Below are 17,705 nucleotides of genomic sequence, written 5' to 3' on the forward strand. Positions count from 1 at the left end.
TCATTTATTGATATAGAGATATCCCATTCTACTTTTCCTTACTCCGGAAGGTAATACATACTCCAATAAATAATAATATGTTCCTACTGGTAATTCTTCTTCTTCATTAATAGTTAATCTTCCTTCTGACATTCCTGTAAAGTATTTATTATCTACTCCATAATTATCAGCTTCATAAACCTTTACTCCCCACCTGTTATAAATTTCTAATCTATTTTCATATTGCTCTACTCCTCTAATCATAAATACATCATTATCCCCATCTGCATTTACAGACATCGCTGTAAATATTTCTATTCCATCTTCTGCATCCGTTAATGTATTTGGTTCTAAGTAGTTTGGAATTCCATTGTTATTACTGTCTATAGCGTCATTAGGATTTCCATCTCCGTTTGGATCCGAGTCTTCATCTATTGTAAGAATTTCATCTCCATCATCATCAGGGTCCAGATAATCAGGTATAGAATCACTATCTGTATCATCTGGTTCTTCTCCATCATTATTAACGTCTAATTCATATTCTGTATGTATCCCATCTCCATCATCGTCTATATCCAAATAGTCTGGAATTGTATCTCCATCTGTATCTTGTATATCTCCCGTTGATGGATCTCCATCATTATCTGGATTCACCCCTTCATTAGTAGTCAACACGCCATCCCCATCGTCATCATCATCTAGGTAATCAGGAATCCCGTCTGAATCAGTGTCTTGATTTACAGGGTTTGAATCTCCATCATAATCTTCATTATATGTCAGTATTCCATCATTATCATCATCTATATCCCGATAATCGACATCATCTGTATCATCTGTATTCTGAAGATCTTCTGACCCTCCATTTAATTCATCATTCGTATCAAATCCATCGGCAGAGTCACTTCCTTCAAAAATATCCAATAGCCCATCTCCATCGGTATCTGTTATATCTATAGCGATATCGAACCCTGCTTCTATAACATCCGGAACAGAATCATTATCTGCATCTGTATCCAAGTAATCTGGAATTGTATCACCATCTGTATCCATTGGTCTATTTAAACTAATACCTTCGTCTAGATCAGTATCATAGGCATCATCAATACCATCTCCATCTCCATCTCGCCCTAATGGTGGCACATATCCAGTGGTGGACTGAACTTCTACATTGTCAGGAATCCCATCATCATCACTGTCTATATCCTGAGAATCCGAACCGCCTGCGCCATCACTGTTAGGAACCTGTAAAGCAGTACCAGTGGTAACCTCACCTGCACCACTACCATTGTCGATCGTATCCAGACTATCGGCTAATCCGTCCCCGTCAACATCAACCATACTACTGGCATCACCAGGAGTCGGATAATCAACAGCTCCATCTCCATCTGTGTCTACCCCACCAGCTTCTATAATATCTACCAAACCATCATTGTCACTATCCAAATCCAAATGGTTGGCAACGCCATCCCCGTCATAATCAAAATGATCATTAATACCATCGCCATTACTGTCTACATAACCAGGGTAGTCCGAATCTGCATAGTTTAAAATACCGTCATTGTCATCATCTGCGCTAGGATCAACTCCGCCTCCTTCTATACGATCAACAATACCATCATTGTCATCATCCAAATCAACTGCATCAGGAATCCCATCATTATCCCAATCCAACTTCTCTCTAAAATCTACCTCGAATGTTGTAGGATAATCATTATTATTGGTATCTCTTGCCCCATTATTTAATTCATCATTCGTATCAAAACCATCATTTGAATTTCCTCCTTCAAAACCATCATCTAAACCATCATTATCGCTATCAACACCTATAAGCGTCCCTATCCCTGCTTCTAAAACATCCGGGATTTGATCATCATCAGAATCTGTATCCAAATAATCTGGTATTCCGTCACGATCGGTATCTATTGCGATTAGTGCATTTCCTGTATCAGGGTCGCTATTATCAATATCATACGCATCATCAATACCATCTCCATCTGTATCTCGTCCCAATGGTGGCACATATCCAGTGGTGAACTGAACTTCTACATTATCAGGAATACCATCATCATCACTGTCTATATCCTGAGAATCCGAACCGCCTGTACCATCACTGTTAGGCATCGGAAGCGCCGTACCACTGGTAACCTCACCTGCACCACTACCACTGTCAATCGTATCCAGACTATCGGCTAATCCGTCCCCGTCAACATCAACCATACTACTGGCATCACCAGGAGTCGGGTAATCAACAGCTCCATCTCCATCTGTGTCTACCCCACCAGCTTCTATAAGATCTAACAAACCATCATTGTCACTATCCAAATCCAAATGGTTGGCAACACCATCTCCGTCATAATCAAAATGATCATTAATACCATCGCCATTACTGTCTACATATCCAGGGTAGTCCGAATCTGCATAGTTTAAAATACCATCATTATCATCATCTGCGCCAGGATCAACTCCGCCTCCTTCTATACGATCAACAATACCATCATTGTCATCATCTAAATCTACAACATCATCAATCCCGTCTCCGTCACTATCCTTCGCTTCTCGCCAGTCTGGCTCTCCTCCTACATTGTCTATATCTGGAAAACTTCCTGAGGTCTGACCCCCATTGGTAGCATCTAAAACACTCGTATCTGCATCAAAGGCATCATCCAGACCATCTCCATCTATATCAACTCCACTAAATAATGTGTCAGAAACACCATCGCCATCAACATCATACCCCTCGATATGATCACTCTCTCCATCTCCATCACTATCCAAATCAACATAGTCATATAAACCATCAGTGTCTGTATCTTCCCGAACTAAAACACTACCGCCTGCATCCAGATCATACGCATCATCAATACCATCACCATCTGCATCACTGCCTAAAGGGGCGATATAACCTACCGTAGGCTGAACCTCTATATTATCTACAATACCATCATCATCACTGTCTATATCCTGAGAATCCGAACCGCCTGTACCATCACTGTTAGGCATCGGAAGCGCCGTACCACTGGTAACCTCGCCTGCACCACTACCACTGTCAATCGTATCCAGACTATCGGCTAATCCATCCCCGTCAACATCAACCATACTACTGGCATCACCAGGAGTCGGGTAATCAACAGCTCCATCTCCATCTGTGTCTACCCCACCGGCTTCTATAAGATCTAACAAACCATCATTGTCACTGTCTAAATCCAAATGGTTGGCAACGCCATCCCCGTCATAATCAAAATGATCATTAATACCATCGCCATTACTGTCTACATATCCAGGGTAGTCCGAATCTGCATAGTTTAAAATACCATCATTGTCATCATCTGCACCAGGATCAACTCCACCTCCTTCTATACGATCAACAATACCATCATTGTCATCATCTAAATCTACAACATCATCAATCCCGTCTCCGTCACTATCCTTCGCTTCTCGCCAGTCTGGCTCTCCTCCTACATTGTCTATATCTGGAAAACTTCCTGAGGTCTGACCCCCATTGGTAGCATCTAAAACACTCGTATCTGCATCAAAGGCATCATCCAGACCATCTCCATCTATATCAACTCCACTAAATAATGTGTCAGAAACACCATCGCCATCAACATCATACCCCTCGATATGATCACTCTCCCCATCTCCATCACTATCCAAATCAACATAGTCATATAAACCATCAGTGTCTGTATCTTCCCGAACTAAAACACTACCGCCTGCATCCAGATCATACGCATCATCAATACCATCACCATCTGCATCACTGCCTAAAGGGGCGATATAACCTACCGTAGGCTGAACCTCTATATTATCTACAATACCATCATCATCACTGTCTATATCCTGAGAATCCGAACCGCCTGTACCATCACTGTTAGGCATCGGAAGCGCCGTACCACTGGTAACCTCGCCTGCACCACTACCACTGTCAATCGTATCCAGACTATCGGCTAATCCATCCCCGTCAACATCAACCATACTACTGGCATCACCAGGAGTCGGGTAATCAACAGCTCCATCTCCATCTGTGTCTACCCCACCGGCTTCTATAAGATCTAACAAACCATCATTGTCACTGTCTAAATCCAAATGGTTGGCAACGCCATCCCCGTCATAATCAAAATGATCATTAATACCATCGCCATTACTGTCTACATATCCAGGGTAGTCCGAATCTGCATAGTTTAAAATACCATCATTGTCATCATCTGCACCAGGATCAACTCCACCTCCTTCTATACGATCAACAATACCATCATTGTCATCATCTAAATCTACAACATCATCAATCCCGTCTCCGTCACTATCCTTCGCTTCTCGCCAGTCTGGCTCTCCTCCTACATTGTCTATATCTGGAAAACTTCCTGAGGTCTGACCCCCATTGGTAGCATCTAAAACACTCGTATCTGCATCAAAGGCATCATCCAGACCATCGCCATCTATATCAACTCCACTAAATAATGTGTCAGAAACACCATCGCCATCAACATCATATCCCTCGATATGATCACTCTCCCCATCTCCATCACTATCCAAATCAACATAGTCATATAAACCATCAGTGTCTGTATCTTCCCGAACTAAAACACTACCGCCTGCATCCAGATCATACGCATCATCAATACCATCCCCATCTGAATCACTGCCTAACGGGGCGATATAACCTACCGTAGGCTGAACCTCTATATTATCTACAATACCATCATCATCACTGTCTATATCCTGAGAATCCGAACCGCCTGTACCATCACTGTTAGGCATCGGAAGCGCCGTACCACTGGTAACCTCGCCTGCACCACTACCACTGTCGATCGTATCCAGACTATCGGCTAATCCGTCCCCGTCAACATCAACCATACTACTGGCATCACCAGGAGTCGGGTAATCAACAGCTCCATCTCCATCTGTGTCTACCCCGCCGGCTTCTATAAGATCTAACAAACCATCATTGTCACTATCCAAATCCAAATGGTTGGCAACGCCATCTCCGTCATAATCAAAATGATCATTAATACCATCGCCATTACTGTCTACATATCCAGGATAGTCCGAATCTGCATAGTTTAAAATACCGTCATTGTCATCATCTGCACCAGGATCAACTCCGCCTCCTTCTATACGATCAACAATACCATCATTGTCATCATCTAAATCTGAAACATCATTAATCCCGTCTCCGTCACTATCCTTCGCTTCTCGCCAGTCTGGCTCTCCTCCTACATTGTCTATATCCGGGAAACTTCCTGAGGTCTGACCCCCATTGGTAGCATCTAAAACACTCGTATCTGCATCAAAGGCATCATCCAGACCATCTCCATCTATATCAACTCCACTAAATAATGTGTCAGAAACACCATCGCCATCAACATCATATCCCTCGATATGATCACTCTCTCCATCTCCATCACTATCCAAATCAACATAGTCATACAAACCATCAGTGTCTGTATCTTCCCGAACTAAAACACTGCCGCCTGCATCCAGATCATACGCATCATCAATACCATCCCCATCTGCATCACTGCCTAACGGGGCGATATAACCTACCGTAGGCTGAACCTCTATATTATCTACAATACCATCATCATCACTGTCTATATCCTGAGAATCCGAACCGCCTGTACCATCACTGTTAGGCATCGGAAGCGCCGTACCACTGGTAACCTCACCTGCACCACTACCACTGTCAATCGTATCCAGACTATCGGCTAATCCGTCCCCGTCAACATCAACCATACTACTGGCATCACCAGGAGTCGGGTAATCAACAGCTCCATCTCCATCTGTGTCTACCCCACCAGCTTCTATAAGATCTAACAAACCATCATTGTCACTGTCTAAATCCAAATGGTTGGCAACACCATCCCCGTCATAATCAAAATGATCATTAATACCATCGCCATTACTGTCTACATATCCAGGGTAATCCGAATCTGCATAGTTTAAAATACCATCATTGTCATCATCTGCACCAGGATCAACTCCACCTCCTTCTATACGATCAACAATACCATCATTGTCATCATCTAAATCTGAAACATCATCAATCCCGTCTCCGTCACTATCCTTCGCTTCTCGCCAGTCTGGCTCTCCTCCTACATTGTCTATATCCGGGAAACTTCCTGAGGTCTGACCCCCATTGGTCGCATCTAAAACACTCGTATCTGCATCAAAGGCATCATCCAGACCATCGCCATCTATATCAACTCCACTAAATAATGTGTCAGAAACACCATCGCCATCAACATCATATCCCTCGATATGATCACTCTCCCCATCTCCATCACTATCCAAATCAACATAGTCATATAAACCATCAGTGTCTGTATCTTCCCGAACTAAAACACTACCGCCTGCATCCAGATCATACGCATCATCAATACCATCCCCATCTGAATCACTGCCTAAAGGGGCGATATAACCTACCGTAGGCTGAACCTCTATATTATCTACAATACCATCATCATCACTGTCTATATCCTGAGAATCCGAACCGCCTGTACCATCACTGTTAGGCATCGGAAGCGCCGTACCACTGGTAACCTCGCCTGCACCACTACCACTGTCGATCGTATCCAGACTATCGGCTAATCCGTCCCCGTCAACATCAACCATACTACTGGCATCACCAGGAGTCGGGTAATCAACAGCTCCATCTCCATCTGTGTCTACCCCGCCGGCTTCTATAAGATCTAACAAACCATCATTGTCACTATCCAAATCCAAATGGTTGGCAACGCCATCTCCGTCATAATCAAAATGATCATTAATACCATCGCCATTACTGTCTACATATCCAGGATAGTCCGAATCTGCATAGTTTAAAATACCGTCATTGTCATCATCTGCACCAGGATCAACTCCACCTCCTTCTATACGATCAACAATACCATCATTGTCATCATCTAAATCTGAAACATCATCAATCCCGTCTCCGTCACTATCCTTCGCTTCTCGCCAGTCTGGCTCTCCTCCTACATTGTCTATATCCGGGAAACTTCCTGAGGTCTGACCCCCATTGGTAGCATCTAAAACACTCGTATCTGCATCAAAGGCATCATCCAGACCATCTCCATCTATATCAACTCCACTAAATAATGTGTCAGAAACACCATCGCCATCAACATCATACCCCTCGATATGATCACTCTCCCCATCTCCATCACTATCCAAATCAACATAGTCATATAAACCATCAGTGTCTGTATCTTCCCGAACTAAAACACTACCGCCTGCATCCAGATCATACGCATCATCAATACCATCCCCATCTGAATCACTGCCTAACGGGGCGATATAACCTACCGTAGGCTGAACCTCTATATTATCTACAATACCATCATCATCACTGTCTATATCCTGAGAATCCGAACCGCCTGTACCATCACTGTTAGGCATCGGAAGCGCCGTACCACTGGTAACCTCGCCTGCACCACTACCACTGTCGATCGTATCCAGACTATCGGCTAATCCGTCCCCGTCAACATCAACCATACTACTGGCATCACCAGGAGTCGGGTAATCAACAGCTCCATCTCCATCTGTGTCTACCCCGCCGGCTTCTATAAGATCTAACAAACCATCATTGTCACTATCCAAATCCAAATGGTTGGCAACGCCATCTCCGTCATAATCAAAATGATCATTAATACCATCGCCATTACTGTCTACATATCCAGGATAGTCCGAATCTGCATAGTTTAAAATACCGTCATTGTCATCATCTGCACCAGGATCAACTCCGCCTCCTTCTATACGATCAACAATACCATCATTGTCATCATCTAAATCTGAAACATCATTAATCCCGTCTCCGTCACTATCCTTCGCTTCTCGCCAGTCTGGCTCTCCTCCTACATTGTCTATATCCGGGAAACTTCCTGAGGTCTGACCCCCATTGGTAGCATCTAAAACACTCGTATCTGCATCAAAGGCATCATCCAGACCATCGCCATCTATATCAACTCCACTAAATAATGTGTCAGAAACACCATCGCCATCAACATCATACCCCTCGATATGATCACTCTCCCCATCTCCATCACTATCCAAATCAACATAGTCATACAAACCATCAGTATCTGTATCTTCCCGAACTAAAACACTACCGCCTGCATCCAGATCATACGCATCATCAATACCATCTCCATCTGCATCACTGCCTAACGGGGCGATATAACCTACCGTAGGCTGAACCTCTATATTATCTACAATACCATCATCATCACTGTCTATATCCTGAGAATCCGAACCGCCTGTACCATCACTGTTAGGCATCGGAAGCGCCGTACCACTGGTAACCTCACCTGCACCACTACCACTGTCGATCGTATCCAGACTATCGGCTAATCCATCCCCGTCAACATCAACCATACTACTGGCATCACCAGGAGTCGGGTAATCAACAGCTCCATCTCCATCTGTGTCTACCCCACCGGCTTCTATAAGATCTAACAAACCATCATTGTCACTATCCAAATCCAAATGGTTGGCAACACCATCCCCATCATAATCAAAATGATCATTAATACCATCGCCATTACTGTCTACATATCCAGGGTAATCCGAATCTGCATAGTTTAAAATACCATCATTGTCATCATCTGCACCAGGATCAACTCCACCTCCTTCTATACGATCAACAATACCATCATTGTCATCATCTAAATCTGAAACATCATCAATCCCGTCTCCGTCACTATCCTTCGCTTCTCGCCAGTCTGGCTCTCCTCCTACATTGTCTATATCCGGGAAACTTCCTGAGGTCTGACCCCCATTGGTAGCATCTAAAACACTCGTATCTGCATCAAAGGCATCATCCAGACCATCTCCATCTATATCAACTCCACTAAATAATGTGTCAGAAACACCATCGCCATCAACATCATATCCCTCGATATGATCACTCTCCCCATCTCCATCACTATCCAAATCAACATAGTCATATAAACCATCAGTGTCTGTATCTTCCCGAACTAAAACACTACCGCCTGCATCCAGATCATACGCATCATCAATACCATCCCCATCTGAATCACTGCCTAACGGGGCGATATAACCTACCGTAGGCTGAACCTCTATATTATCTACAATACCATCATCATCACTGTCTATATCCTGAGAATCCGAACCGCCTGTACCATCACTGTTAGGCATCGGAAGCGCCGTACCACTGGTAACCTCGCCTGCACCACTACCACTGTCGATCGTATCCAGACTATCGGCTAATCCGTCCCCGTCAACATCAACCATACTACTGGCATCACCAGGAGTCGGGTAATCAACAGCTCCATCTCCATCTGTGTCTACCCCACCGGCTTCTATAAGATCTAACAAACCATCATTGTCACTATCCAAATCCAAATGGTTGGCAACGCCATCTCCGTCATAATCAAAATGATCATTAATACCATCGCCATTACTGTCTACATATCCAGGATAGTCCGAATCTGCATAGTTTAAAATACCGTCATTGTCATCATCTGCACCAGGATCAACTCCGCCTCCTTCTATACGATCAACAATACCATCATTGTCATCATCTAAATCTGAAACATCATCAATCCCGTCTCCGTCACTATCCTTCGCTTCTCGCCAGTCTGGCTCTCCTCCTACATTGTCTATATCTGGAAAACTTCCTGAGGTCTGACCCCCATTGGTAGCATCTAAAACACTCGTATCTGCATCAAAGGCATCATCCAGACCATCGCCATCTATATCAACTCCACTAAATAATGTGTCAGAAACACCATCGCCATCAACATCATATCCCTCGATATGATCACTCTCCCCATCTCCATCACTATCCAAATCAACATAGTCATATAAACCATCAGTGTCTGTATCTTCCCGAACTAAAACACTACCGCCTGCATCCAGATCATACGCATCATCAATACCATCACCATCTGCATCACTGCCTAAAGGGGCGATATAACCTACCGTAGGCTGAACCTCTATATTATCTACAATACCATCATCATCACTGTCTATATCCTGAGAATCCGAACCGCCTGTACCATCACTGTTAGGCATCGGAAGCGCCGTACCACTGGTAACCTCGCCTGCACCACTACCACTGTCAATCGTATCCAGACTATCGGCTAATCCATCCCCGTCAACATCAACCATACTACTGGCATCACCAGGAGTCGGGTAATCAACAGCTCCATCTCCATCTGTGTCTACCCCACCGGCTTCTATAAGATCTAACAAACCATCATTGTCACTGTCTAAATCCAAATGGTTGGCAACGCCATCCCCGTCATAATCAAAATGATCATTAATACCATCGCCATTACTGTCTACATATCCAGGGTAGTCCGAATCTGCATAGTTTAAAATACCATCATTGTCATCATCTGCACCAGGATCAACTCCACCTCCTTCTATACGATCAACAATACCATCATTGTCATCATCTAAATCTACAACATCATCAATCCCGTCTCCGTCACTATCCTTCGCTTCTCGCCAGTCTGGCTCTCCTCCTACATTGTCTATATCTGGGAAACTTCCTGAGGTCTGACCCCCATTGGTAGCATCTAAAACACTCGTATCTGCATCAAAGGCATCATCCAGACCATCTCCATCTATATCAACTCCACTAAATAATGTGTCAGAAACACCATCGCCATCAACATCATATCCCTCGATATGATCACTCTCCCCATCTCCATCACTATCCAAATCAACATAGTCATATAAACCATCAGTGTCTGTATCTTCCCGAACTAAAACACTACCGCCTGCATCCAGATCATACGCATCATCAATACCATCCCCATCTGAATCACTGCCTAACGGGGCGATATAACCTACCGTAGGCTGAACCTCTATATTATCTACAATACCATCATCATCACTGTCTATATCCTGAGAATCCGAACCGCCTGTACCATCACTGTTAGGCATCGGAAGCGCCGTACCACTGGTAACCTCACCTGCACCACTACCACTGTCAATCGTATCCAGACTATCGGCTAATCCGTCCCCGTCAACATCAACCATACTACTGGCATCACCAGGAGTCGGGTAATCAACAGCTCCATCTCCATCTGTGTCTACCCCACCAGCTTCTATAAGATCTAACAAACCATCATTGTCACTATCCAAATCCAAATGGTTGGCAACACCATCTCCGTCATAATCAAAATGATCATTAATACCATCGCCATTACTGTCTACATATCCAGGGTAGTCCGAATCTGCATAGTTTAAAATACCATCATTATCATCATCTGCGCCAGGATCAACTCCGCCTCCTTCTATACGATCAACAATACCATCATTGTCATCATCTAAATCTACAACATCATCAATCCCGTCTCCGTCACTATCCTTCGCTTCTCGCCAGTCTGGCTCTCCTCCTACATTGTCTATATCTGGAAAACTTCCTGAGGTCTGACCCCCATTGGTAGCATCTAAAACACTCGTATCTGCATCAAAGGCATCATCCAGACCATCTCCATCTATATCAACTCCACTAAATAATGTGTCAGAAACACCATCGCCATCAACATCATATCCCTCGATATGATCACTCTCCCCATCTCCATCACTATCCAAATCAACATAGTCATATAAACCATCAGTGTCTGTATCTTCCCGAACTAAAACACTACCGCCTGCATCCAGATCATACGCATCATCAATACCATCACCATCTGCATCACTGCCTAAAGGGGCGATATAACCTACCGTAGGCTGAGCCTCTATATTATCTACAATACCATCATCATCACTGTCTATATCCTGAGAATCCGAACCGCCTGTACCATCACTGTTAGGCATCGGAAGCGCCGTACCACTGGTAACCTCGCCTGCACCACTACCACTGTCGATCGTATCCAGACTATCGGCTAATCCATCCCCGTCAACATCAACCATACTACTGGCATCACCAGGAGTCGGGTAATCAACAGCTCCATCTCCATCTGTGTCTACCCCACCGGCTTCTATAAGATCTAACAAACCATCATTGTCACTGTCTAAATCCAAATGGTTGGCAACGCCATCCCCGTCATAATCAAAATGATCATTAATACCATCGCCATTACTGTCTACATATCCAGGGTAGTCCGAATCTGCATAGTTTAAAATACCATCATTGTCATCATCTGCACCAGGATCAACTCCACCTCCTTCTATACGATCAACAATACCATCATTGTCATCATCTAAATCTACAACATCATCAATCCCGTCTCCGTCACTATCCTTCGCTTCTCGCCAGTCTGGCTCTCCTCCTACATTGTCTATATCTGGAAAACTTCCTGAGGTCTGACCCCCATTGGTAGCATCTAAAACACTCGTATCTGCATCAAAGGCATCATCCAGACCATCTCCATCTATATCAACTCCACTAAATAATGTGTCAGAAACACCATCGCCATCAACATCATATCCCTCGATATGATCACTCTCCCCATCTCCATCACTATCCAAATCAACATAGTCATATAAACCATCAGTGTCTGTATCTTCCCGAACTAAAACACTACCGCCTGCATCCAGATCATACGCATCATCAATACCATCACCATCTGCATCACTGCCTAAAGGGGCGATATAACCTACCGTAGGCTGAACCTCTATATTATCTACAATACCATCATCATCACTGTCTATATCCTGAGAATCCGAACCGCCTGTACCATCACTGTTAGGCATCGGAAGCGCCGTACCACTGGTAACCTCGCCTGCACCACTACCACTGTCAATCGTATCCAGACTATCGGCTAATCCATCCCCGTCAACATCAACCATACTACTGGCATCACCAGGAGTCGGGTAATCAACAGCTCCATCTCCATCTGTGTCTACCCCACCGGCTTCTATAAGATCTAACAAACCATCATTGTCACTGTCTAAATCCAAATGGTTGGCAACGCCATCCCCGTCATAATCAAAATGATCATTAATACCATCGCCATTACTGTCTACATATCCAGGGTAGTCCGAATCTGCATAGTTTAAAATACCATCATTGTCATCATCTGCACCAGGATCAACTCCACCTCCTTCTATACGATCAACAATACCATCATTGTCATCATCTAAATCTACAACATCATCAATCCCGTCTCCGTCACTATCCTTCGCTTCTCGCCAGTCTGGCTCTCCTCCTACATTGTCTATATCTGGAAAACTTCCTGAGGTCTGACCCCCATTGGTAGCATCTAAAACACTCGTATCTGCATCAAAGGCATCATCCAGACCATCGCCATCTATATCAACTCCACTAAATAATGTGTCAGAAACACCATCGCCATCAACATCATATCCCTCGATATGATCACTCTCCCCATCTCCATCACTATCCAAATCAACATAGTCATATAAACCATCAGTGTCTGTATCTTCCCGAACTAAAACACTACCGCCTGCATCCAGATCATACGCATCATCAATACCATCCCCATCTGAATCACTGCCTAACGGGGCGATATAACCTACCGTAGGCTGAACCTCTATATTATCTACAATACCATCATCATCACTGTCTATATCCTGAGAATCCGAACCGCCTGTACCATCACTGTTAGGCATCGGAAGCGCCGTACCACTGGTAACCTCGCCTGCACCACTACCACTGTCGATCGTATCCAGACTATCGGCTAATCCGTCCCCGTCAACATCAACCATACTACTGGCATCACCAGGAGTCGGGTAATCAACAGCTCCATCTCCATCTGTGTCTACCCCGCCGGCTTCTATAAGATCTAACAAACCATCATTGTCACTATCCAAATCCAAATGGTTGGCAACGCCATCTCCGTCATAATCAAAATGATCATTAATACCATCGCCATTACTGTCTACATATCCAGGATAGTCCGAATCTGCATAGTTTAAAATACCGTCATTGTCATCATCTGCACCAGGATCAACTCCACCTCCTTCTATACGATCAACAATACCATCATTGTCATCATCTAAATCTGAAACATCATCAATCCCGTCTCCGTCACTATCCTTCGCTTCTCGCCAGTCTGGCTCTCCTCCTACATTGTCTATATCCGGGAAACTTCCTGAGGTCTGACCCCCATTGGTAGCATCTAAAACACTCGTATCTGCATCAAAGGCATCATCCAGACCATCTCCATCTATATCAACTCCACTAAATAATGTGTCAGAAACACCATCGCCATCAACATCATATCCCTCGATATGATCACTCTCCCCATCTCCATCACTATCCAAATCAACATAGTCATATAAACCATCAGTGTCTGTATCTTCCCGAACTAAAACACTACCGCCTGCATCCAGATCATACGCATCATCAATACCATCCCCATCTGAATCACTGCCTAACGGGGCGATATAACCTACCGTAGGCTGAACCTCTATATTATCTACAATACCATCATCATCACTGTCTATATCCTGAGAATCCGAACCGCCTGTACCATCACTGTTAGGCATCGGAAGCGCCGTACCACTGGTAACCTCGCCTGCACCACTACCACTGTCGATCGTATCCAGACTATCGGCTAATCCGTCCCCGTCAACATCAACCATACTACTGGCATCACCAGGAGTCGGGTAATCAACAGCTCCATCTCCATCTGTGTCTACCCCGCCGGCTTCTATAAGATCTAACAAACCATCATTGTCACTATCCAAATCCAAATGGTTGGCAACGCCATCTCCGTCATAATCAAAATGATCATTAATACCATCGCCATTACTGTCTACATATCCAGGATAGTCCGAATCTGCATAGTTTAAAATACCGTCATTGTCATCATCTGCACCAGGATCAACTCCGCCTCCTTCTATACGATCAACAATACCATCATTGTCATCATCTAAATCTGAAACATCATTAATCCCGTCTCCGTCACTATCCTTCGCTTCTCGCCAGTCTGGCTCTCCTCCTACATTGTCTATATCCGGGAAACTTCCTGAGGTCTGACCCCCATTGGTAGCATCTAAAACACTCGTATCTGCATCAAAGGCATCATCCAGACCATCTCCATCTATATCAACTCCACTAAATAATGTGTCAGAAACACCATCGCCATCAACATCATATCCCTCGATATGATCACTCTCTCCATCTCCATCACTATCCAAATCAACATAGTCATACAAACCATCAGTGTCTGTATCTTCCCGAACTAAAACACTGCCGCCTGCATCCAGATCATACGCATCATCAATACCATCCCCATCTGCATCACTGCCTAACGGGGCGATATAACCTACCGTAGGCTGAACCTCTATATTATCTACAATACCATCATCATCACTGTCTATATCCTGAGAATCCGAACCGCCTGTACCATCACTGTTAGGCATCGGAAGCGCCGTACCACTGGTAACCTCACCTGCACCACTACCACTGTCAATCGTATCCAGACTATCGGCTAATCCGTCCCCGTCAACATCAACCATACTACTGGCATCACCAGGAGTCGGGTAATCAACAGCTCCATCTCCATCTGTGTCTACCCCACCGGCTTCTATAAGATCTAACAAACCATCATTGTCACTATCCAAATCCAAATGGTTGGCAACGCCATCTCCGTCATAATCAAAATGATCATTAATACCATCGCCATTACTGTCTACATATCCAGGGTAGTCCGAATCTGCATAGTTTAAAATACCATCATTGTCATCATCTGCACCAGGATCAACTCCGCCTCCTTCTATACGATCAACAATACCATCATTGTCATCATCTAAATCTACAACATCATCAATCCCGTCTCCGTCACTATCAATAGAACATGCTACATTAACTGCTGGATCTACAGCATTAGTGTAGTTTAATGTATAGTTAACTTGTCCTGGAGATCCTGGTAAATCTTCTACTTCATCTGCCAATCCATTTCCATTTTCATCACCATTACCAACACCTTGAGAAATTACAAACTGAAAGTTATTTGATGTATTTCCTAAAGCCTGAGGAACACCTCCTTCTGCGGCATCAGAGCAACCGTCTCCATCACTATCCAAATCTAATGAGTTGATCAAAGTATCTCCATCAACATCTAATTCACTGGAAGTACAATTTACTGACTCGAATCTAATACTAAACGTCTCATGATTCATAGCGCTACTCCAGTTAAAACACATATTAAAAATATATGGATTAATATCATCTGACATCACATCAAATTCTAAATAACTATAGGTAGTACCAGGCACTCCATTAGACAATCGCTGAATTGTCATTCCTGATGAAATAATATCTCCTGTATCCCTATCGGTATGACTTGTTGCTGATTCGAAAAATGTAGCAGATATTGCTTTGCCATTAGGTAATGTTCCAAAATCAGGAGTCATCGAAATTGTATTATTTTGTGCAGAAGAGCCATTTCCTGGCAAATAACACCTCAAAGTAGCATTAAATTCCATCCCTGCTTCAGGGGTAATTGTATATTGGATACATTGATTAGGGTTTGTCCCGGTTCCTAACCAATTAAATTGTAGTTCATCTCCATTAACTACTTCAGAATAATCTGCGTACCCTACTACATTAGCAGATGTAGCCGGGATTAAAAACTGTATAGTTGCCACTTTTGTATTAGAGGAGTCCAAAATATCCGCAGTATACGTGGCATTTGCCGTAGTATTATTTGCAAATACTGCATTTGCAATTGTATATGAAGACGTAAATGGGTTACTGCAATAACTACTTTCATCTGGATCCAAAATACCATCATTGTCATCATCTAAATCTACTAAATCTCCAACACCATCATTATCTGTATCAATACATAAGTTTAATTCATCTGACCAGGCATATAACTCATACGTAGATACATAATTAATAGTTCCTGTTGTTCCATTTTCAACAACATCAGCCAACCCATTTCCATTAACATCTTCTCCATTCCCTGAAGTATTTGTAAAGGCAAAATCTGTTGTTTTATCAGAAGTCGCTCCTGCTTCATAGGCATCAGAGCATCCATCTCCATCTGAATCCGGATCAAAATGATTAGGAAGAACATCTCCTGTTCCACCATCCAAATTATCATTACAGATTGTTTTAGGGTTTAATGACGAAACAAAGTTATTAGCATAAATATAGATTTCTTTCACTCTGGCATAATATACCAATCCCGTTTCTCCTGTTATTCTAAACTTCTGATAAACCTTATTAGGTTGTAATGTATTGATAAATGTCTCTATTGCATTTACTACTGTCCTATTAGATGCAGTATCTAGATCCTCCCATATACTTCCTGTAAACCCTTGTAATTTTACCGTATTTCCTGCTCCATTTGTAAATGCCAGATTATACATTGAAAAATCTATTGCTGTAATTGCCATTGGAATTGTAGGGGTGATTTCATAAATAGATACCCCTACTCCATTCTGATTTGGCGTTACTCCTGTATAACTAGCTGTATTATCTGCTCCGTCATGAGCATTTGAGAAAGGCCTTGACACCGATTCTACTGTTAAGTCAGAAGTTACTGTTACTATGGTGGTTGCTTCTGCCTCAGTGTAGAAACAATTAGGAGATTCTACAGCATCTAACACTCCATCATTATCATCATCTATATCTGCATGATCTCCTATACCATCATTATCATTATCCGCACACGCATTAACAGAATTATCGATAGCAAACTGAAAATAGGACAAACTATAATTCACCTGCCCTGGGTTTCCTGGAAGATCTTCTATACTATCTGCTAACCCATTTCCATTTGTATCTTCTCCATTAACTGTAGTATTTGTAAAAGCAAAATTTGCCGTTTTAT

At 43.3% G+C, this 17,705-nt stretch carries 1 protein-coding gene (cut by a window edge); it reads right to left on the reverse strand.

Annotation, left to right across the window (positions count from 1 at the left end; all coding sequences use genetic code 11):
- Positions 1–17,705 carry the 3' portion of a gliding motility-associated C-terminal domain-containing protein gene (locus tag HN014_RS03375; protein WP_176027480.1) on the reverse strand. Its footprint extends 9,715 nt past the window's final position, so only the last 17,705 of its 27,420 coding nucleotides appear in the window; its start codon lies off the right edge, out of view; the stop codon is at positions 1–3.

It is taken from the genome of Aquimarina sp. TRL1 (genome assembly GCF_013365535.1).
GTDB classification, from domain to species: domain Bacteria; phylum Bacteroidota; class Bacteroidia; order Flavobacteriales; family Flavobacteriaceae; genus Aquimarina; species Aquimarina hainanensis.